18 protein-coding genes are annotated in these 19,039 nt (G+C 68.5%); 6 read left to right on the top strand and 12 right to left on the bottom strand.

Going from position 1 to position 19,039, the window contains the following annotated elements; genetic code table 11:
• Nucleotides 1-39 precede the first annotated feature (39 nt).
• The 5 genes from FBZ83_RS09995 to FBZ83_RS09975 all read right to left on the bottom strand — a co-directional run bounded on the left by FBZ83_RS09995 (nt 40) and on the right by FBZ83_RS09975 (nt 5,404).
• On the bottom strand, nt 40-2,457 hold the full coding sequence (locus FBZ83_RS09995) for a TonB-dependent receptor (protein ID WP_247888246.1): 2,418 nt from the start codon (nt 2,455-2,457) through the stop codon (nt 40-42).
• A gap of 248 nt (nt 2,458-2,705) precedes the next feature.
• Nucleotides 2,706-3,731, bottom strand: a complete 1,026-nt coding sequence (locus FBZ83_RS09990; protein WP_145682311.1) for a FecR family protein — start codon at nt 3,729-3,731, stop codon at nt 2,706-2,708.
• Nucleotides 3,732-3,848: 117 nt separating this feature from the next.
• Entirely contained in the window at nt 3,849-4,373 is a 525-nt protein-coding gene (locus FBZ83_RS09985) for an RNA polymerase sigma factor (RefSeq protein WP_145682310.1), read from the bottom strand.
• A 168-nt stretch (nt 4,374-4,541) separates the two neighbouring features.
• The gene (locus tag FBZ83_RS09980; protein ID WP_145682309.1) at nt 4,542-5,099 is read right to left on the bottom strand and encodes a metallophosphoesterase family protein; all 558 of its coding nucleotides are present in this window, start codon (nt 5,097-5,099) and stop codon (nt 4,542-4,544) included.
• Between the two features lie 65 nt (nt 5,100-5,164).
• Nucleotides 5,165-5,404: a DUF4170 domain-containing protein gene (locus tag FBZ83_RS09975; protein ID WP_014241380.1), complete on the bottom strand. Its 240-nt coding sequence runs from the start codon at nt 5,402-5,404 to the stop codon at nt 5,165-5,167.
• A 222-nt stretch (nt 5,405-5,626) separates the two neighbouring features.
• Here FBZ83_RS09975 and FBZ83_RS09970 point away from each other — a divergent pair, with 222 nt between their 5' ends.
• Nucleotides 5,627-6,334: a cytochrome b/b6 domain-containing protein gene (locus FBZ83_RS09970; protein ID WP_145682308.1), complete on the top strand. Its 708-nt coding sequence runs from the start codon at nt 5,627-5,629 to the stop codon at nt 6,332-6,334.
• A 60-nt stretch (nt 6,335-6,394) separates the two neighbouring features.
• On the opposite strand, the gene FBZ83_RS09965 is transcribed toward FBZ83_RS09970, so the two are convergent.
• Entirely contained in the window at nt 6,395-6,835 is a 441-nt protein-coding gene (locus FBZ83_RS09965; protein WP_145682307.1) for a c-type cytochrome, read from the bottom strand.
• A 263-nt stretch (nt 6,836-7,098) separates the two neighbouring features.
• Between FBZ83_RS09965 and FBZ83_RS09960 the strand changes: the two genes are divergently transcribed.
• Nucleotides 7,099-8,304 carry a pyridoxal phosphate-dependent aminotransferase gene (locus FBZ83_RS09960; RefSeq protein WP_145682306.1) on the top strand — a complete coding sequence of 402 codons (1,206 nt, stop codon included), beginning with the start codon at nt 7,099-7,101 and terminating at the stop codon, nt 8,302-8,304.
• A 75-nt stretch (nt 8,305-8,379) separates the two neighbouring features.
• Here the strand turns inward: FBZ83_RS09960 and nhaA are convergent, their stop codons facing one another.
• Together nhaA and FBZ83_RS09950 are read right to left on the bottom strand one after the other, a co-directional pair.
• On the bottom strand, nt 8,380-9,606 hold the full coding sequence (gene nhaA / locus FBZ83_RS09955) for a Na+/H+ antiporter NhaA (RefSeq protein WP_145682305.1): 1,227 nt from the start codon (nt 9,604-9,606) through the stop codon (nt 8,380-8,382).
• Between the two features lie 156 nt (nt 9,607-9,762).
• Nucleotides 9,763-11,163 (bottom strand): Nramp family divalent metal transporter, encoded by a 1,401-nt coding sequence (locus FBZ83_RS09950; RefSeq protein ID WP_145682304.1) that lies wholly within the window; start codon nt 11,161-11,163, stop codon nt 9,763-9,765.
• Nucleotides 11,164-11,926: 763 nt separating this feature from the next.
• Here FBZ83_RS09950 and FBZ83_RS09945 point away from each other — a divergent pair.
• Complete coding sequence (locus tag FBZ83_RS09945) at nt 11,927-12,142, top strand: hypothetical protein (RefSeq protein WP_145682303.1); 216 nt, start codon at nt 11,927-11,929, stop codon at nt 12,140-12,142.
• 108 nt (nt 12,143-12,250) lie between these two features.
• Here FBZ83_RS09945 and FBZ83_RS32305 read toward each other — a convergent pair whose 3' ends face one another.
• The 3 genes from FBZ83_RS32305 to FBZ83_RS09935 form a co-directional block, all read right to left on the bottom strand.
• Nucleotides 12,251-12,379, bottom strand: coding sequence for a hypothetical protein (locus FBZ83_RS32305; RefSeq protein WP_282186894.1), 129 nt, complete (start codon nt 12,377-12,379; stop codon nt 12,251-12,253).
• A gap of 231 nt (nt 12,380-12,610) precedes the next feature.
• Complete coding sequence (locus tag FBZ83_RS09940; RefSeq protein WP_145682302.1) at nt 12,611-14,650, bottom strand: elongation factor G; 2,040 nt, start codon at nt 14,648-14,650, stop codon at nt 12,611-12,613.
• Nucleotides 14,651-14,896: 246 nt separating this feature from the next.
• Nucleotides 14,897-15,835 (bottom strand): ketopantoate reductase family protein, encoded by a 939-nt coding sequence (locus tag FBZ83_RS09935; RefSeq protein WP_145682301.1) that lies wholly within the window; start codon nt 15,833-15,835, stop codon nt 14,897-14,899.
• A gap of 246 nt (nt 15,836-16,081) precedes the next feature.
• Here FBZ83_RS09935 and FBZ83_RS09930 point away from each other — a divergent pair, with 246 nt between their 5' ends.
• The 3 genes from FBZ83_RS09930 to FBZ83_RS09920 all read left to right on the top strand — a co-directional run bounded on the left by FBZ83_RS09930 (nt 16,082) and on the right by FBZ83_RS09920 (nt 17,926).
• Complete coding sequence (locus FBZ83_RS09930; protein ID WP_145682300.1) at nt 16,082-16,585, top strand: cache domain-containing protein; 504 nt, start codon at nt 16,082-16,084, stop codon at nt 16,583-16,585.
• Nucleotides 16,586-16,837: 252 nt separating this feature from the next.
• Nucleotides 16,838-17,305, top strand: a complete 468-nt coding sequence (locus FBZ83_RS09925; RefSeq protein ID WP_035675596.1) for a Dps family protein — start codon at nt 16,838-16,840, stop codon at nt 17,303-17,305.
• Nucleotides 17,306-17,449: 144 nt separating this feature from the next.
• Complete coding sequence (locus FBZ83_RS09920) at nt 17,450-17,926, top strand: DoxX family protein (protein WP_247888244.1); 477 nt, start codon at nt 17,450-17,452, stop codon at nt 17,924-17,926.
• A 37-nt stretch (nt 17,927-17,963) separates the two neighbouring features.
• Here FBZ83_RS09920 and trxB read toward each other — a convergent pair whose 3' ends face one another.
• On the bottom strand, nt 17,964-18,950 hold the full coding sequence (gene trxB / locus FBZ83_RS09915) for a thioredoxin-disulfide reductase (RefSeq protein ID WP_035675595.1): 987 nt from the start codon (nt 18,948-18,950) through the stop codon (nt 17,964-17,966).
• Nucleotides 18,951-19,039 lie beyond the last annotated feature (89 nt).

The raw sequence follows: 19,039 nt of genomic DNA, 5'->3' as shown, positions 1-19,039 counted from the left end.
AGCTTCGCCGGTCGGGCATCCACCTCCAGAAATCCGCCGTCAGAAGTCCACCGACACCGACAGCTTGGCGGTCAGCGGGTTGCCCTGGCTGAGGTAGCCGCCGGAGGCCGACGCCCAATAGGCCTTGTCGGTCACGTTCTCGACCGCCGCCCGGATGGTCACCGGACGGTTCTGGACCTCGGCGATCATCCGCGCGCCGACGTCGAAGCGGGTCCAGCTGGGAATCTTCAGCGTATTGGCGGCGTTGAGATACTGCGATCCGGTGTGGATCACGCGCCCGGTCAGCGTCACGGTGGGGACGGACGCGGGGAGGAAGGGCAGGTCCCATTCGACGTTGGCGTTGAACTGGTGGCGCGGCACGCCGACGGCGTCCTTGCCCTCGGTTGCGGCGCTGCCGGTATCGCTCAGCTCCGGATCGATGACGGTGGCGCCGCCCAGAAGCCGGACGCCCGGCACCGGCTCGCCGTACAGCATCAGCTCGATGCCGCGGTTGCGCTGTTCGCCGGACACTCTGTAGACGCGGGTGAACGGGTCGGTGACGCCGCTGGGCTGCGTGGTCTGGAACAGCGACAGCGAGCCGCCGAAGCTGCCGAAGTCCAGCTTGCCGCCGACCTCGTACTGGACCGACCGGTAGGGCGCGAAGATCTCGCCGGAGTTGGCCGCGGTGGACGGGGCGGTCGGCCCCTGCGCCAGCCCTTCGATCCGGTTGGCGTAGAGCGACAGCGTCTCGACCGGCTTCACCACCAGCCCGACCACCGGCGTCAGCGCCGACTGGTCGTAATCGGAGGTGCGGGCGCCGTTGGCCCGGTTGTAGCCGCGCACCTGGATGTTCTGCTGGCGCAGGCCGGCGGTGACCATCACCCGGTCGTTCAGGATCGACACCGTGTCCGACGCGTAGACGCTGCGCAGCACCGACTCGCTGACCTTCGGCAGGTCGCCGATCATGCCGCTGGCCGAGGTCGTCGCCGGGCGCGGCAGGCCGACCATGGTGTAGAGGTTGATGGTCGAGGTCGTGCCGAACTCGAAGCCGTTGTTGTTGGTCGTCCGCAGCGCGGAGGCGCCGGCGTTCAACTGGTGCCGGAACGGGCCGGTCTGCAGGTCGGCCCGGACGCCGCCCTGGCCGGTGACGGTGTCGTCCTCGCGCGGGACGGTCAGGCGCCGGACCGTGCCGGTGCCGTCGGGCCGCGTGATGGTGGGAGAGGCGTAGTCGCCGTCCTCGCGCATGCTGCGCAGGCCGAAGGCGCCGTAGGCGGTCAGGGTGGGCAGGATGTCGTACTCGGCGCGGATCTGGCCGAAGGTGTCGCGCATCCGCGAATAGCTCCAGGGCTGCGCGTAGTTCTGCGAAGCCGACGGCACCGCCGGGACGAAGCTGCCGACATAGACCACGGGTCGGCCCTGCTCCACCCGCTGGGTCTGGGTGCCGACGTCGAGCGCCACGCGGGCGCGCTCGCCGCGGTAGTCCAGGGCCAGGGAGCCGAGCGTCAGCCTCCGCTCCTCGTCGTCGATGGCGGTGTCGCCGCCGCGGATCGCGGCGTTGGCGCGCACGCCGAACTGCTTGGCGTCGCCGAACCGGCGCCCGACATCGGCCGCCAAACCGAGGCGGCTGTCCATGGCGTAGCTGGCGGTCAGCCGGGTCAGCGGATCGTCCTCCGCCCGCTTGGGCACGAGGTTCACGCCGCCGCCGATGCCGGACCCGCTGGGGGCCGCGCCGTTGAGGAAGGCGTTGGCGCCCTTCAGCACCTCCACCCGTTCGAACATGTTGGTGGCGACGATCTGGCGCGGAGCGGTGCCGTAGAGGCCGTCGACCGACAGGTCCTCCCCGGCCAGCGGGAAGCCGCGGATGACGAAGCTCTCGGAGAAATTGCCGTAGCCGAGGCTGCTGCGCACGGCCGGGTCGTTGGCCAGCACGTCGGCGATGGTGTCCGCCTGCTGGTTGCGGATGGTTTCGGCGGTGTAGCTGGTGACGGAGAAGGGAACGTCCATCGCGTCCTGGTTGCCCAGCGCGCCGATGCGCCCGCCGCGCGCCACCTGGCCGCCGGCATAGGACGGGGGTAGGGCGCCGGGGCCGGTGGCGCCCCGGCTTCCCTCGACCTGCAGCGGGTCGAGCAGGACGGCGTCGCCGGCGGACACGCGCTCGACCGTCACGGTGTCGGCGTTGAGGAAGCGGGCGGCCAGCCCGGTGCCGGACAGCAGGCGGTTCAGCCCTTCGCGCGCGGTCATCGATCCGCTGACGCCGGGAGAATTGACGCCCTGGGTCACGGCGCCGGGGCTCAGCACCTGGATGCGGGTGGCGGTGGAGAAGGCGACGAGCGCCCCGTCCACCGACTGCGGCACGATGGCGAAGGTCACCGGGCCGGCCGTGATCGACTCCTGGGTCGACTGCGCCAGTGCCGCGGCGACGCCGGACAGGAGAAGGCCCGGCACGATCAGCATCGTCGTCGCCAGAAGGCGCCCCATGAACCGGGCTTTGGACCGGACTTTGAACCGGCTTGGGACCCCGTGCCCCAGCCGCCCGCCCAGAACACCGTCCCGGCACCCGTTCGTCACACCCGTCGCTTCACACATCACCGATGTCATCGCTCGCCTCTGTCGTCCGGTGAGAGAGCGCGCCGCTTTCTGAGATTGCGTCTCATTCTCTCCTTTCCCGAACATGACGACGGGCGCACGGAGAACCCTGGGAAGTTTTTTCAGGCCCCGCGTTTTTTTCAGCGGAGCAGGGTCAGGTAGGGAGTGATGCGGGTGGCGCGCACGCCGAGACCGCGCTCCAGCGCGTCGATCACGGCGTCCGGCCGGTCGAGCGCGAAGACACCCGACACGACGCGCTCCGCCGCCTCGTCGTTCAGCAGGACCACCCGGCCCGGCCATTGCCGGTTCAGCGCCGCGATGACCGAGGCGAGCGGCTGCTGGCGGAAGACAATCTGGCCCTGGCGCCACGCGAAGGCGACGGCGGGGTCAACCGCCCGTGGCCCGGTCACGCCGTGGGCATCGGCCTCCGCGCTCTCGCCGGGGCGCAGGCGGACGCTGTCGGGCCAGGGGGCGTTGCCATCGGCATTCCGATGGGCGACGACCTCCACCAGCCCTTCGCCCACGGTGACCGTCGTGCGGTCGGTCTCGCGCCGGACGCTGAACTGGGTTCCCAACACGCGGGCGGCGCCCGCCCCGCCATCGACGACGAAGGGATGGTCGGGATCGCGCGTGACGTGGAACCACGCCTCGCCGCGCAGAAGCCTGACGCGCCGCTCGCCGTCCCGGTCGTCGAACGCCAGCGCGGTGTCGCCGTTCATCTCGACCGTGGAGCCGTCCGGCAGGGTCAGGGTCCGGCGCTGGCCGGTCGCGGTTACTTGGTCCGCGACGGCGTTCTGGTACAGCGTCGGTCCGTGCCAGACGCCGACGCCGCCGACCGCCAGCAGGATGGTCAGCGCCGCGGCGAGGCGCCGGATGCCGGCCGCCGCCGGGCGGCGCGGCGGCGCGACGCGGGACTCGGCGTAGGCGGCGCGGGCGGGTTCCTTCAGGTCGTGAAGGAGGGTCTGCAAGCCGGTCCAGGCGCCCGAATGGGCCGGGCTGCGGGCCAGCCACTCGGCGAAGGCGGCGCGCTCCGCCGGCCGGACATCGTCGGACTGCAGACGGAAGTGCCACGCGTTGGCTTCCGAGAACAGCCGGTCCTCGTCCGGTCCGCCTTCCACTGGTCCGCCTTCCGCCGGCTCGCTGCGCTGTCCGTCCTGATGATCCATCGCGTCCCGCTGAGCGCTCCTGCTGTGCCGTGTTTGGGGTGTCTCGTGTTTGGATAGACGGTCGAGGGCGGCCGATCCCTCAAAGAAAATGGCCGGCCGGGACCCAGGCCCTGCCCATCATCGCGGCGGGCGCCGCTTCATGCGGGCGCGGCACTGCTCCAGCGCCGTGCGCAGATGGTACTCGACCGTGCGGGGGGAGATGCCAAGCCGTTCGCCGATGGCGCGGTAGGACAAGCCTTCGACATGGTAGAGAAGGAAGACGTCGCGGGTCTTGGGCGGCAGGGAGTCGATGGCGTCGCGCAGCCGGGCCATGGTCTGGTTCCGCTCCACCACCGCATCGGCCGCGGGGCTGGAGGAGGGCAGGTCCTCGTCGGGCGGACCGGCCTCGCGCTGGCGCTGGCGCTTGGCCGCCCGGCAATGGTCCAGCGCCACGCGGTCGGCCACCACATACAGCAGCCCGGCCGGGTTCTGGACCGCCTCGCCATCGGGCAGACGGGCCAGCCGCAGGAAGGCGTCCTGCGCGAGATCGCCCGCCGTTTGCGGATCGCCGGTCCGCCGCGCGATGGCACGCTCCACGCGCAGGCGATGGGCGTCGAACAACTCCGCGATCTTGCGCGCCCAGGCGCCCATGGCGCCCGTCATCGGGCGCTCCGGGACCGGGTGTCGTCGGGCAGCGGTGGGCGGAGGATGTCGGGCACAGACGCGCGGAATGACGGATGCGAGGACACCGGCGCCCGTGGGGTCATGGCCAAGGAGGCCGGTCGCACCCGTATAGCCGCATCACGCTTGGAATGCGAACTATTCTTATTATCAAGGCTCGCGGCGGACCGGCGGTCCCGGCGTGCGCTTGGACGGGTCCGGCGTCTTCGCCCTTTGCCGCGAGCTCAGGATCTGCTCGATGGTGACCGGGCGGAAATCCCACACATCCACGCCGACGTCGAACTGCCGGGGCATGCCCTTCAACTGGCCGTGGCTGTGGCCGTGCAGGTTCAGGGCGCCCTTGTACATGCCGTTCCAGGTGCGGAAGGCGTAATGGCACAGCACCAGCCGCCGCTCGTCCAGCAGCAGTTCCGCGTAGGGCTGCACGCTCGTCCAGCCGGGCAGGGCCAGGGTGGCGGGGCCGTCGTTGTTGCCGGTGATGAGGTGCTTGGTGCCGTGCAGGCGCTCCAGCAGCACCGCCATGGCGTCCGGCTTGCGGTGCAGGGCGAAGTCGCCGAGGTGCCAGACCGTGTCGTCCGGGCCGACCGTGGCGTTCCAGCTGGCCACCATGGCCTCGTCCATGTCCGCGACCGAGGCGAAGGGCCGGCGGAAGCGGCTGATCGCGCCGGCGTGGCCGAAATGCGTGTCGCTGGTGAAGAAGACCGCCATCGGGAGGCCTCAACACAGCGGCGGCGCGGAGGGTTCCCCGCGCCGCCGGCTGATGACGCCGTCCGTCAACCGTGCTTGTGCCCGTCCGCCGACGGATCGAGCAGCCGGTGCAGATGCACGATGAAGTAGCGGGTGTGGGCGTCGTCGATGGTCATCCCGGTGGCGCCGCGCCACGCCTTGTACGCCTCGTCGTAGTTGGGGAAGATGCCGACGATGTGGACCTTCGTCGGGTCGACGAACTGGTCGGAATCGGGACGGACGAGTTCGCCGCCGAAGACGAGGTGGAGAAGCTGCTTGTCGGGCATGACGCGGGCATCCTTGTTGGGCGGGGTTGGGATGGGAGTGGAACGGGGGTGCGCCGGTTTTTTGAGTACGTCATATCCGCCGTCCACCCGCTTCTTCAAGTGCAATGACAGTGCTGTGGTGCCCGGTTACCCCCCGATTGTCGCTTTTTTCCCGAAAGCTGGGCAAAAGGCACCGCCTTGGGGCATAGTCTAAGGAAGAACAGAAGAAGCGAGGGGTGATTCATGGTTGTTGGTAATACCACAAATCGGGCGAAGGGCCGGCGCGAGGTGGCGGTCTGGGACTTGCCGACGCGCCTGTTTCATTGGGGTCTGGTCCTTCTGGTGACGGTCGCGGTGGTCTCGGCCAAGACCGACCGCATGACCATCCACGTGCTGGCGGGGGAGGCGATCCTGGCGCTCCTGCTGTTCCGGCTCGTCTGGGGGCTGATCGGCAGCCAGACCGCGCGTTTCAGCCATTTCGTGAAGGGGCCGCGCGCCGTCCTCGCCTACGCCTGCGGGATGGTCCGCGGCGGGCGCGGTGGCGGCGAGCCGGCGCCGGTCGTCGGGCACAACCCGATGGGCGGGCTGATGGTGCTGGCGCTGCTGGGTGCGTTGACGCTCCAGGCGGTGGCCGGCCTCTTCACCACCGACGACATCCTGGTGGACGGGCCGCTGGTGGCCCAGGCGTCGGGGGGTGTGGTGGCCGGTTTCAGCACCCTGCACCGCATCCTGGCCGACGGGATCCTGATCCTGATCGGCGTGCATGTGCTGGCCGTGCTGGCCTATCTGGTGGTGAAGCGGGACAATCTGATCCGCCCGATGATCACGGGGCGGAAGGCGATCGCGGCGGACGCGCCGGTCGAGTCGCCCAAACGCCGTCCGGCGGCGCTGGCCCTGGCCGTGCTGGCCGCGGCGGCGGGCTTGGTGGCGGCGGTGGTGCAGGCGGGCTGAGTGGCGCCGCCCGGATCCTTCCCCGCAAGCGGCGGGGAAGGCATTCGTGGGCTTGCCGGATCAGTCGGCTCGGTAGCTCTCGTGGCAGGCCTTGCAGGTGCCGCCCACGGCGGCGAACTGCTTGGCGGTCGCGGCCTTGTCGCCGGACGCCGCAGCGGCCTCCAGCCCCTTGGCGGCGGCCTCGAAGGCCTGGGCCTTGGCGGCGAAATCGGCGTTGTTCGCCCAGATGTCGGCCTTGGCCTTGGTGTCGCCCTTGTCGCTGCCCGCCGGGAACAGGGTGGGGATCTGGGCGCCGAAGGCGCTCATGCGCTGGGCGACCGGGCCGACCTGGGCGACCTTGTCGCTGCCCAGCAGGTCCTTGATCTCGGCCATCGCCTTCTTGTTGGACTCGAACCCGTCCTTGCGCGCCTTGATCGGATCCTGAGCCATCGCCGTGCCGCCGACGCCGGCACCGGCGAGGAACAGGGCGGCCATGGCGGCCAGCGTGACGCGGGTGAGCATGCAGATCCTCCGGATGATGGATATTGATTAGAAAGAGGTAAGATACCCCGTCCGCGGCGTTGGCTTCAAGCCGGGCCCTTGCGGTGCAGCATCGGGCCTTCGGCCGAACGGTTGCGTCCGCCCGACGGGAAACCGCCCCGCTCGGGGAGTGATCGGCTTGCAAGAGCAATAAGGCGGAAGTAAGGTCCCGCGTCGCGTTCGCGCGGTCATACCAAGTTCTCACCCCAACCTTCCGCCACCTTCGTCATAGGGGCCAGTACGCCATGTCGATCATCGCGTCCCGTCTGTCGCGCATCAAGCCCTCGCCGACCATCGCCGTCACCCAGAAAGCCCGCGAGCTTGCGGCGGCCGGTCGCGACGTCATCGGCCTCGGCGCCGGCGAGCCGGACTTCGACACCCCCGACAACATCAAGGACGCCGCCATCAAGGCCATCCAGGCCGGCGACACCAAGTACACCGCCGTGGACGGCACGCCCGCGCTGAAGAAGGCGATCTCCGCCAAGTTCGAGCGCGAGAACGGCCTGAAATACGCCCCCGACCAGATCACGGTCGGCGTCGGCGGCAAGCAGGTGCTGTACAACGCCCTGATGGCGACGCTGAACCCCGGCGACGAGGTCATCATCCCGGCCCCCTACTGGGTGTCCTACCCGGACATGGTGGAGCTGGCCGAAGGCACGCCGGTCTTCGTCTCCTGCCCGGCCGAGCAGGGCTTCAAGCTGCAGCCCGCCGACCTGGAGAAGGCGATCACGCCGAAGACCAAGTGGCTGATCCTGAACTCTCCGTCCAACCCGTCGGGCGCCGCCTACACGCGCGACGAGATGAAGGCCCTGACCGACGTGCTGGTGAAGCACCCGCAGGTCTGGGTCATGACCGACGACATGTATGAGCACCTGCTCTACGACGGCATCGAGTTCGTGACCCCGGCCCAGGTCGAGCCGGCGCTGTACGACCGCACGCTGACCGTCAACGGCGTGTCGAAGTCCTACGCCATGACCGGCTGGCGCATCGGCTACGCCGGTGGCCCGAAGGCGCTGATCAAGGCGATGGGCGTGATCCAGAGCCAGTCGACCTCCAACCCGACCTCGATCGCCCAGGCCGCCGCCGTCGAGGCGCTGAACGGTCCGCAGGACTTCATCAAGGAGCGCGCGGCGGTGTTCGCCCAGCGCCGCGATCTGGTGGTGTCGATGCTGAACCAGGCCAAGGGCATCTCCTGCCCGAAGCCGGAAGGCGCTTTCTACGTCTACCCGTCCTGCGCCGGCACCATCGGCAAGACGACGCCGGACGGCAAGGTGATCGAGACCGACGAGGATTTCGTCACCTACCTGCTGGAGTCGGAAGGTGTCGCGGTCGTCCAGGGTTCGGCCTTCGGCCTCGCCCCGCACTTCCGCATCTCCTACGCGACCAGCACCGAGGCTCTGGAAGAGGCCTGCAAGCGCATCCAGCGCGCCTGCGGCAATCTGAAGGACTGATCTCCGGCATTTGCGACCGGTGAAAAAGGAAGAGGGGGCCGGAAGGCCCCCTCTTTTCGTTTGTGCGCTTTTGCTTTACGCGCCGCGGTCGGCGCCCGCAGCCTGCAGGGCCGAGGGAGCGTCCTTGGCCGACACCAGCCGCAGGACCACCGCACCCGCCGTCGCCGACAGGATCGAGCCGGCGAAGACGCCCACCTTCACCGCGTCGCCCAGCTCCGGCGAGGTCGGGAAGGCCAGCGCGCCGATGAACAGGCTCATGGTGAAGCCGATGCCGCACAGCAGGGCGACGCCGTAAAGCTGCACGGTGTTGGCGCCGGCCGGCATGTTGGCGAAGCCGAGCCGGATGGTCAGCCAGGCGGTGCCGAACACGCCGACCATCTTGCCGAGGAAGAGGCCGAGCGCGATGCCCAACGGCAGCGAGCCGGTGAGAATCGAGGGGCTCATGCCGGCGAAGGACACGCCCGCGTTGGCAAAGCCGAAGACCGGGACGATCAGGAAGGCCACCCAGGGGTGGATGCCGTGCTCCAGCCGGAGCAGCGGCGCGTGGGGGTCGGCCGCTTCGCCGGAAGAGGGACGCAGCGGGATGGTCAGGGCCAGGGTCACGCCGGCCAGCGTCGCGTGAACGCCCGACAGCAGAACCGCGCCCCACAGCCCCGCGCCCAGAACCAGATAGGGCAGGAGGGTGCGCACGCCGAACCGGTTGAGGCCGATCAGCGCCGCCAGGATCAGCGCCGCCACGCCGAGCGCGGGCAGGGACAGATCGGCGGTGTAGAACAGGGCGATGATGATGACCGCGCCCAGATCGTCGATGATCGCCAGGGCGGTCAGGAAGATCTTCAGCGAGACCGGAACGCGCGGCCCGAGCAGAGACAGCACGCCGAGCGCGAAGGCGATGTCGGTGGCCGCCGGGATCGCCCAGCCGTTGACCGTGGCCGGGTTGCCGGCGTTGAAGGCGAGATAGACCAGCGCCGGCACCAGCATGCCGCCCGCCGCGGCGACGCCCGGCAGGATGCGGCACGACCAGGTGGAGAGCTGGCCGTCCAGCATCTCGCGCTTGATCTCCAGCCCGACCAGCAGGAAGAAGATCGCCATCAGACCGTCGTTGATCCAATGGCCGATGCTGAGCCCCAGGACGTAGGTGTGGAGCGTGTCGAAATAGGCGGCGGAGAGGGGGGAGTTCGCCACCACCAGGGCCAGCGCCGCGGCGACCATCAGCAGGATGCCGCCCGACGCCTCGTTGCTCATGAAGTCCCGGATGAAAGCAGCCGGGCGCCGGCCGGCGGGTTGCCTGTGAGCATCCATGGCGCTTGTTTCCTTTTCTGGTTTGGTCGGAGGAGCGGGATTGCCGGAGGAGTCGTGAGGACGCAATTTGTGAAAAGAATGTGGCGTCATGGCGGATTCGCCATGACGCCCACGCAAGTTTCTTATCCGTCGCGCATCATTTTCAGCCGCGCGTCGTCACATGATGAAATTCGTGACGAGGACGTAGAGCGTCAAGCCGACCAGGCTGATCGTTCCGCCCCAGGCCCAGGCGAACTGGACCTTGCTCGGCAGCAGGTCGCGCTCGAAATCGCTGGTGAAGTTGTCCTTGACCGCCTTGATGGTCAGCCAGAACAGGACCGGTGAGAAGACCAGGGCCATCACGGAAGCGAGCTGGACCACGAAGATCGGCTCCGGCAGGCCGAAGACCACCGCGATGCCGGCGATCAGCCACACCACCTGCATGCCACGGTAGAGCAGCTTGCGGATCGCCGCGGTGTCCCAGTCGCGCTTCAGACGGACCACGCATTCCTCGAACAGGCGGGCCTGTCCGTCGAAGTAGGTGAAGACGGTGGAGAACAGAGCGGCCACGCCGCCGGCGATGATGACCGGGAAGATCCACGCGCCGAAGGTGTCGGTGTAGATGCTGGCGATGGTCACGCCCATCTCCGAACCCTTGGGCACCAGACCCTGCGGGTGCAGCACCACGGCGCCGACGATCAGGAAGATCATGCCCGACAGCATCGAGATGACGTAGCTGATGTTCATGTCGCGCTTGAACAGGATCAGGCTGTTCTTCATGTAGTTGGGGTCGAGCTGCACGGTGTGCCCCTGGGCGCGCATCTCGTTGACCTTGACCATGCCGGCCTTCTTGTCGACGGCCCAGTTCGACTGCATGGGCGCGACTTCCAGCGTGGTCGGGAAGTAGCCGAACATGGCGCCGAACAGCATCATCGAGCCGATCGGCGGCAGGGTCGGCAGCAGGCGCGACAGATACTCGCCCGGCGGCGGGGCCTGGAGCGCGAAGGCCACGAAGCAGGACACGGCGAAGACGATGATGAGGATCTTGCAGATGCCCTCGACCGCCTTGTAGCTGCCCATCCACAGGATGCCAACGGTCAGCAGCAGGATGGCCACCGCCCAGAGCTGCATCGACATGAAGGGGAAGGCCGCCCACATCAGCGCCGCGCAGCCGAGCGCGCGGCCGGCGATGCCCACGGTGTTGGCGAAGCCCTGGAAGATCATGAACCACAGCGGCCAGGTGCCGACGCGGTGGTAGGCGTTGATGATGGATTCGCCCTTCACCATCGTGTAGCGGTGGGCGAATTCGAAGGCGCAGTATTTGATGATGTAGGCGGCCAGGATCACCCACAGCAGATCGTAGCCGTAGAGCGCGCCGGCGGTCGGCGCGTGCATGATGTGGCTGGCGCCGATGCCGGTCATCGCCGCGGCGATGCCGGGGCCCATGGCCTTCCAGGTGTCCATGAAGCCGGTGCCGGGGGCTTCCAACCGGATGACCTTCTTGGCGCTGCCGTCCGCGGCGGCGCCGTATGGGCCATCGGCGTCGATGGCCGCGCTGTTCGTCGAGCTGACGCTCATTCCCGTTCCTCCCTAGGATTGGCCTGTCGATTGGCGTCGGGCCGTTCGAGACATTTTTGGCCCGGTTCCGTCCGGCTCCTTTTCCGATCCGTGCTTTGCTGCAGGGGCTGGTGTCCTGCACGCCATAGTTTGGTATGCCAAATATCAGCGGAACGTAGAAAAAAAAATCTGGGAGAACGGGACGTTTTTCGGACTCAGGGAAAAGGAAAAAATCAGGGACTAAAAACCGGTCATACCCATATTGTATATGATCATGGCGTCAATGATGAAAAGCAGTTCATGTTGAATTCCGATGGTTGTTCAGTGAATGGTGGGATCACATATCTTAATGGACTCAGTAAGCTTGGGCCGCAAGCTGCGTCACCTCCCTAAAGGCTGTCCCTGTTGAGTCAGGGGCAGCCTTTTGTCATTCTGATATTTCGGATGTGTGAGGATAAACCGCGATCCCAGGGATAAAAACTGGCCAGCTTTCTGGTCGAGCGTCACCGGTGCCGTGTGATTGGAGACGTATGGATTAGGTTTTTAATCCATTGACCGGCGCATTTTGCAAAGGCCACCAAGCGGCAGCGGAGCGTGCGGCTCGGCATGACGTGCCGCCCTGTGAAAAACGCGCAGGTCCTGGGGGACGGGGCGTGGCTATGCTGAGGGGTAAGGAGGGGCGGAACGCCGTGCAACGCCCGCCGGTCGGCCTGTTGTCGGAGTGTCGCCTCGATGGATGCGCCGTCCGGAACCGGCGCCCCGATTTGTCCGTGCGGGAGTTTCCATGGTTCTGGAACCGATCTCACTCGCCGTGGCGCTGTGCCTCGCCACCTTTGCCGCGACCGCCGTCGCGTCCCTGCTCACCACGCTGTGGGGAACCCACCGGAACCCCGGCGCCTTTCTCACCTCCAACCGGCCCTGCGGGCGTCCGGCCAACATGAACCGGCCGCCGCGCGGGGCGCGCCGCCATTTGCGGATCGCCGCGGAAGCGCGCGACTGAGGGGGGCGGTCAGGGCGCGCGCTCGGATGGGGCTGGAATCAGAAAGGGCCGCGACTGGATCGCGGCCCTTTCGTCGTCCGGTGTCGTCCGGCTGCCGGCGAGGCATGCTCACAGGACGCCGTACAGACGGGACTTCTCGCACCAAGCGTTCATGAAAGACGCGAAGGCCGCCAGGAAAGTCGAGCGCTTCGTGCCGTTTTGGTTGGCATGCAGATGGGTCACAGTCGCATAGGTCATGATCATCTCCGTCGTTCGATGAAGACACTGTGCTCTGGTATACCAAATACCAAAAGTGCAATCGCTGCATCGCTCGCTTGCCCTCATCACATGGCGGGTTATGTAAGAATTACTTGTTGCTTGTGGCGCTGATTTATTGTTGAGCAGATTTTCTTTCTTCGGTCTTGCTTCCGGCCATGAGAAAGGGGCCGGAGGACGCTCCCCCGGCCCCGCGCTCCCACACTTCCAGCGCTACTGCGCCGCCAGCGTCTCCTTGCGGATCTCCACCGCCTTGTCGGCGGCCTTGCCGGTCAGCTCCTGCAACCGCTCGAAGCTCCAGGTGAAGGTGCCGACGCCGAGCGACAGGGAGCGCAGCTCGACGATCAGGTCGTGCATCTCGGCCTGCGGCAGATAGGCCTTCACCTCGTCCCAGCCCTGCCAGCCGGGGCGCGCGTCGTAACCGAGGATCTGCCCGCGCCGCCCGCTGACCAGCCGCTGCACCTTCGACGTGAAGTCGCTAGGCACGGCGATGGAGACGGTCAGGATCGGTTCCAGCAGCACCGGCTCGCAGGCCGGCAGCGCCTCGGTCATCGCCTGCCGCGCCACCGTCTTGAAAGCCATCTCGGAGCTGTCCACGGCGTGGAACTGGCCGCCGGTCAGCTTCACCGCGAAGTCGACCACGGGGAAGCCCAGCGGCCCGCGCACGGCGTAGTCGCGCACGCCGGTCTCCACCGCCGGGATGAACTGGCGCGGCACGACGCCGCCGACGACGCCGTCCTCGAACTGGAAGCCGGCGCCGCGGGGCAGCGGCTTGACCTCCACATGGATGTCGGCGAACTGGCCGTGGCCGCCGGTCTGCCGCTTGTAGCGGGCGTGGTGGGCGGTGCCCTTGCGGATCGACTCGCGGTAGGGCACCTGCGGCGGCACGCCCTTGACCGAGACGTTGAACTTGTTGCGCAGCCGGTCCATGGCGATCTGGAGATGGATGTCGCCCTGGCCCCACAGCACCAGTTCGCCGGTGTCGGTGGACTGGTCCAGCTTCAGCGACGGGTCCTCCTCGACCAGCTTCTGGATGGCCGCGGTCAGCTTCACCTCGTCGTTGCGGTTCTGGGCGTGCAGGGCGAGGCCGAAGACCGGCGGCGGCAGCTCCGGCCACGGCGCCGACCGGCCGGCGTTGCCCTTGTCGGTCAGCAGGTCGCCGGTCGCCGCCTTGTCGAGCCGGCCGAGCGCCACCACCTCGCCGGCCGCCGCCTGGGACAGCTTTTCCTGGTTGTGGCCCATCATGCGGAAGACGCCGGACACCCGCTCCCCGCCCAGCGTCATGCCGTCGCTGACGGTGCCCCGCCAGACGCGGACGAGGCTGATCTTGCCGGCGTGGGAGCCGTTCAGCGTCTTGAAGACCTGGGCGGCCACCGTGGCCTCCGCCGGGATGCCGGCGCGCTCCGCCGAGGTGGCGACGTCCGGCCCCTCGTGGCGCAGCGCCTTCAGCAGGCGGCGGATGCCGTTGTCGTTCTCGGCCGAGCCGAAGAAGACCGGGACGATCAGGTCGTCGGCCAGCTCGCTGGCCAGCCGGTCGTAGACCTCCTGCGTGTCGGGGGCGACGTCCTCCAGCAGCTTCTCCAGAAGCGCGTCGTCATAGTCGGCCACCGCCTCCAGCATCTCCTGCCGCGCCTCGTGCTCGCGGTCCTTCAGGCTGTCGGGGATCTGGACGAGGTTGGACGGCTTGTGCGGGTTGAAGTGCCAGGCGCGCTCGCTGACCAGATCGACGAAGCCGGTGATCTTGCCGCCCTCGCGGATCGGCACCTCGCGCAGCACCAGCTTGCGCGCCGACACCGCCTGATAGGCCTGCACCACGTCGCGCACCCTGAGGTCGCCCAGGCTGTCGACCTTGTTGATGAACAGCAGGTGGGGGATGCGGTTGTCGTCGAGGAACTTGAACAGGGGGGCGAGCAGCACGGCCTTTTCCGGCGCCGCCTCGGCCACGATCACCGCGACGTCCGCCACCATCAGGGCGCTCTGCGTCTCGCAGGCCAGCTCCACCGAGCCGGGGCAGTCGAGCACGCTCCAGCGCTCGCCCAGGAACTCGAAGGAGGCGACGTTGACCTCGACGCTCATCTGCCGGGCCTTGGCCTCGGGGGAGCTGTCGCCGACCGCGTTGCCGTCGCGGACGCTGCCCTTGCGCGTGGTCGCCCCGGCGGCGGACAACAGGCTTTCCAGAAGCGATGTCTTGCCGCTGAGATAGGGGCCGACCAGCGCAGCGCAGCGGGCCGTCTGGATCTGTGAATGGGGCATGCACACCTCCCGTATGGCGTCTTCCCGTGTGGGCATCGGCCGGAACGCCGGGTGGCCTGGGTGGGCCGGGTGGGACGCTGTGGCCGGAAGCACCGGCGGCGCGCATGGCCCTGACAGGGTGCCGGACTGGTCCGGTGCTTTGAAAACAGTGCCTTTTCAAGGTTATGGTCCACCCGTGGCGGGGGACCTGTCGATGGAAAAAAGGGGCGGCATGACGTCACGCCGCCCCTGGTGGGGTGTCCTGCCCTAGGGCGGGCTGTTTGAAGGGGCACCATCGGCGTAGGGCGCCAGGGCCGCCGCGATCACCCGGTGGACGGGCGTCGGCACCCCCAGCTCCGAGCCGAGCTGCACCACCGCCCCGGACAGCCAGGGCAGTTCCAGCCGCCCGCCCCGCGTCAGGTCGTTCAGCATGGACGAGGTCATGACGGGCGGCACGCCGTCGAGCAGGGCCTCGACGCGGGCGACGATGCCGGTGCCCAGATCGACGTCGCGGGCGCGGGCCAGCCGGGCGACCTCGGCCACCGCGTCGAGGAACAGGGCGCGGCTCTCCGGAACGCGGCGGATCACCCCGGCGGGCTGGCGGGTCAGGGCGGTGACGCCGCTGAAGGGCGCCAGGAAGGCGAACTTCTCCCACTGCGCGCGCAGGATCGCCGCGGACAGCACCCCCTCGAAGCCGGCCGTCTCGGCCAGCGCGTGGAAGGCGGTCAGCCGGGGCGAGGGGCGCCCGTCCAGCTCCCCGTAGGTCAGGCGGGCCAGCGTTCCGGTGTGGCGGATCACGCCGGGGGCGGCGATGGTGGCGCCGATGTGGGCGACGCCGCCCGCCACATGCTCCCGCCCCAGGATCTGGCACAGCGTGTCCATCCCGGTGACGCCGTTCTGCACGGTGACGACCACCGTGCCCGGCTTCACCAGCGGGCGGCAGGCCTCCGCCGCTCGGTCGGTGTCCCACAGCTTGACGGCGAACAGCACGAGGTCCACCGGCCCGACCTCCGCCGGGTCGTCGGTCGCGCGGACGTCGGTCAGGTGCAGGGGGGCGGCCTCGCTCTCGATGCGCAGGCCGTCGCGGCGGATGGCCTCCAGATGCGGGCCGCGGGCGATGAAATGCACCTCGGCTCCCTGGGCCGCCGCGAGGCGCGCCCCGAAATAGCCGCCGACCGCGCCCGCCCCCATGATTGCGATGCGCATGCGTTGCTCCTCCCAAATGCGGTCCGGGCCGGCGCGCTCCGTTAAATGGTGCCGATCGATCGGCGGAGGCCGGGCGGGCCTTTGGTGCCGGACGCTGGGGGACAGTGTGGCGCGCGCGGAACTTTGCGGCAATAGGCCGCAGGATTGCGGATTGCCGGAGGCCGACTTTCTTTCGACAGTGGGCGGACCGATCGGCGCCCCGTCTCCGCATGACGCTTCCGCTTTGGCCGGTCCGGGGGATTTGCCATGAGATCTGTCACGAGCGCCTTTGTCCGAACGCCGCGGCGCCACGTCCTGTGGGTCCTGCTGGCCGTCCTCCTGCTCGCGCCGTTGCAGCCGGCGGGCCTCCGCGCCCAGCCCGGCGATCCGGAGCGCGAGCAGGTCCGCGCCGTCGCGCTGAAGGCGGCGGAGCTGATCGCCACGCGGGGCCTGGAGGCGGCGGCGGCGGTGTTCAACCGCGACGGCGAGTTCCGGCACGGCGCGCTCTACGTCACCGTCATCGACTTCGCCGGGGTGTGGAGGGTCTATCCGCCGCGGCCCGCCGGAGTCGGGATGAGCGTCATCAATGTGAAGGACCCGGACGGGCGCGACATCGTCCGCGATATCCTGTCGGTGGCGCGGGACGGGGGCGAAGGCTGGGTGGACTACCGCTGGCTTAATCCGGCCAACAACCGGATCGAGCCCAAGACCACCTTCGTGAAGCGCGTGCCGGGCCAGGAGCTGGTCGCCTATGTCGGCCTTTATCACTGACGGCGTGGGGCCGCGTCTTCGGGGCGCCCGATACGGACGCTTGATACGCATGCTGTTGCGGCGCACATCTTGATCCGCACCGGGCGCGCCCAAGCTTGTCGGGGTGGCCTTCACGGCATGCCGGGGCATGCGGATCGCGCAGGGCTGCTGTTTAGAAACTTTCTAAAGTAGGGACTTTACCCGGGGTGCAGCGGGGCGTAGCCTCGATTGCAGCCAAGAATGGAAGACAACCCCTCGGAGGATTGAGAAACCATGCAGATCGACATCGGGATCGCGGAAGCCGACCGCAAGGCCATCGCCGAAGGCCTGAACAACGTGCTCGCCGACACCTTCGCCCTGTATCTGAAGACGCATTCCTTCCACTGGAACGTCACGGGGCCGATGTTCAACACGCTCCACACCATGTTCATGACCCAGTACACGGAGCTGTGGACCGCCCTGGACGAGGTGGCGGAGCGCATCCGCGCCCTCGGCTATCCGGCGCCGGGCAGCTTCTCGCAGTTCACCAAGCTCGCCTCGATCAAGGAGGAGCAGGGCGTTCCGAACGCCCAGGAGATGCTGCGCCAGCTTGTCGAGGGGCATGAGGCCGTCGCCCGCACCGCCCGGAAGGTCTTCCCGACCGCCGAGGAGGCCAACGACCAGCCGACCGCCGACCTGCTGACCCAGCGCCTGCAGATCCACGAGAAGACCGCCTGGATGCTGCGCTCCATGCTGGAGTAGTCGGCAGCGCCGCCGGGCGGCGCAGCGCGGCCCGCGAATTGATGGGGCGCCGTCCTTCGGGTCGGCGCCCCGTCCTTTTGGGGCCAAAGAAAACAACAGGGGCGCAACAAGAGGCGGGGCCGCGCGTTCTCCAGGGAATGTCCGATGGACGCGGGAGAGGGCGCCATGGCCTCCTACGACTACGACCGGGTGCGGGGAGCGGACCGTGCGGCGACGGGCGGGCAGGATGCCCTGCTGCTGGCCGCGCGGCTGCTGATCGGGGCGATCTTCGTGCAGAGCGGATTCGGCAAGCTGATGGACCTCGGCGCGTTCGCCGGGAGCCTGGAAGGGCAGGGGTTGCCCATGCCGATGCTGCTGGCGGCGCTGGGCGGTGCGGTGGAGTGCTTCGGCGGTCTGGCCGTGGTGCTGGGGGCCTGGACGCGGCTGGCCGCGGCGGCGGTGGTGCTCTTCACCATCATGGCGACGCTGATCGCCCACCGCTACTGGACCTACCCGCCGGAGGCCCAGGGGATGCAGCGCATCCAGTTCATGAAGAACCTCGCCATCATCGGCGGCTTCCTCGCGCTGATCGCCGCCGGGGCCGGGCGGTTCAGCGTCGACGGGCTGATGAAGCGGCGGTAGGAGGGGGCCGGTCGCCCGGCCCCCGCCATAAAAAGCCTTACCAGTTGCCCGCCGGGCTCGGCTCGCCCTCGTGGTGGGCCAGCCAGCGCTCGGCCTCCAGGGCGGCCATGCAGCCCATGCCAGCGGCGGTGACGGCCTGCCGGTAAATCTTGTCCTTCACGTCGCCCGCCGCGAAGACGCCCGGCACGTTGGTGGCCGTCGAATCGGGGGCGGTGACGATGTAGCCCTCGGAGTCGGTCTCCACCTTGCCCTGGAAGACGGCGGTGGCCGGGACATGGCCGATGGCGACGAAGACGCCGGCGACCGGGATGACCCGCTCCTCGCCCGACTTCACGTTCTTCACGCGCACGCCGGTGACGCCGCGCGGGTTGCCCAGCGAGCCGTCGCCCTCGCCGACGATCTCCTCGACCACGCTGTCCCAGACCACCTCGATCTTGGGGTTGCGGAACAGCCGGTCCTGCATGATCCGCTCGGCGCGGAAGCTGTCGCGGCGGTGGATGACCGTCACCTTGGAGGCGTGGTTGGTGAGGTACAGCGCCTCCTCCACCGCGGAGTTGCCGCCGCCGATCACCGCGATCTCCTTGCCGCGGAAGAAGAAGCCGTCGCAGGTGGCGCAGGCCGACACGCCGAAGCCGCGGTAGATCTCCTCGCTGGAGATGCCCAGCCAGCGGGCCTGCGCGCCGGTCGCGATGATGACGCTGTCGGCGGTGTAGGTGTCGCCCGAGTCGCCCTTGCAGACGAAGGGGCGCTGGCTGAAGTCGACGTCGGTGATCAGGTCGAAGACCATCTTGGTCCCGACATGCTCCGCCTGCTTCTGCATCTGCTCCATCAGCCACGGCCCCTGGATGGGGTCGGCGAAGCCGGGATAGTTCTCGACGTCGGTGGTGATCATGAGCTGGCCGCCCGGCTGCATCCCCTGCACCATCAGCGGCTGCAGGTTGGCGCGCGCCGCGTAGATGGCCGCGGTATAGCCGGCAGGACCGGCGCCGATGATGAGAACCTTGGTGTGGTGGGTGCTGGGCATCGCTCTGTCCGTCACGATCTGGTCTGGTGCGGACCATAGGGCCGCGCCGAACATATGGTCCAGATCGGGCGCGCTGTCATCGGAAAGCC

Source organism: Azospirillum brasilense (genome assembly GCF_007827815.1).
Lineage (GTDB): Bacteria > Pseudomonadota > Alphaproteobacteria > Azospirillales > Azospirillaceae > Azospirillum > Azospirillum brasilense_C.
The sequence above is the reverse complement of the archived record's forward strand: the minus strand, read 5'-3'. Positions and strand labels throughout refer to the sequence as shown.

What these genes read in the sequence shown, in the direction of transcription:
- FBZ83_RS09995 (WP_247888246.1), bottom strand. Translation starts at nt 2,457, where the DNA reads ATGGGGCGCCTTCTGGCGACGACGATGCTGATCGTGCCGGGCCTTCTC.
- FBZ83_RS09985 (WP_145682310.1), bottom strand. Translation starts at nt 4,373, where the DNA reads ATGACGGGCGCCATGGGCGCCTGGGCGCGCAAGATCGCGGAGTTGTTC.
- FBZ83_RS09950 (WP_145682304.1), bottom strand. Translation starts at nt 11,163, where the DNA reads ATGAGCGTCAGCTCGACGAACAGCGCGGCCATCGACGCCGATGGCCCA.
- FBZ83_RS09945 (WP_145682303.1), top strand. Translation starts at nt 11,927, where the DNA reads ATGGTTCTGGAACCGATCTCACTCGCCGTGGCGCTGTGCCTCGCCACC.
- FBZ83_RS09990 (WP_145682311.1), bottom strand. Translation starts at nt 3,731, where the DNA reads ATGGATCATCAGGACGGACAGCGCAGCGAGCCGGCGGAAGGCGGACCA.
- FBZ83_RS09980 (WP_145682309.1), bottom strand. Translation starts at nt 5,099, where the DNA reads ATGGCGGTCTTCTTCACCAGCGACACGCATTTCGGCCACGCCGGCGCG.
- nhaA (WP_145682305.1), bottom strand. Translation starts at nt 9,606, where the DNA reads ATGGATGCTCACAGGCAACCCGCCGGCCGGCGCCCGGCTGCTTTCATC.
- FBZ83_RS09925 (WP_035675596.1), top strand. Translation starts at nt 16,838, where the DNA reads ATGCAGATCGACATCGGGATCGCGGAAGCCGACCGCAAGGCCATCGCC.
- FBZ83_RS09920 (WP_247888244.1), top strand. Translation starts at nt 17,450, where the DNA reads ATGGACGCGGGAGAGGGCGCCATGGCCTCCTACGACTACGACCGGGTG.
- FBZ83_RS09935 (WP_145682301.1), bottom strand. Translation starts at nt 15,835, where the DNA reads ATGCGCATCGCAATCATGGGGGCGGGCGCGGTCGGCGGCTATTTCGGG.
- FBZ83_RS09970 (WP_145682308.1), top strand. Translation starts at nt 5,627, where the DNA reads ATGGTTGTTGGTAATACCACAAATCGGGCGAAGGGCCGGCGCGAGGTG.
- FBZ83_RS09965 (WP_145682307.1), bottom strand. Translation starts at nt 6,835, where the DNA reads ATGCTCACCCGCGTCACGCTGGCCGCCATGGCCGCCCTGTTCCTCGCC.
- FBZ83_RS09930 (WP_145682300.1), top strand. Translation starts at nt 16,082, where the DNA reads ATGAGATCTGTCACGAGCGCCTTTGTCCGAACGCCGCGGCGCCACGTC.
- trxB (WP_035675595.1), bottom strand. Translation starts at nt 18,950, where the DNA reads ATGCCCAGCACCCACCACACCAAGGTTCTCATCATCGGCGCCGGTCCT.
- FBZ83_RS09960 (WP_145682306.1), top strand. Translation starts at nt 7,099, where the DNA reads ATGTCGATCATCGCGTCCCGTCTGTCGCGCATCAAGCCCTCGCCGACC.
- FBZ83_RS09940 (WP_145682302.1), bottom strand. Translation starts at nt 14,650, where the DNA reads ATGCCCCATTCACAGATCCAGACGGCCCGCTGCGCTGCGCTGGTCGGC.
- FBZ83_RS32305 (WP_282186894.1), bottom strand. Translation starts at nt 12,379, where the DNA reads ATGACCTATGCGACTGTGACCCATCTGCATGCCAACCAAAACGGCACG.
- FBZ83_RS09975 (WP_014241380.1), bottom strand. Translation starts at nt 5,404, where the DNA reads ATGCCCGACAAGCAGCTTCTCCACCTCGTCTTCGGCGGCGAACTCGTC.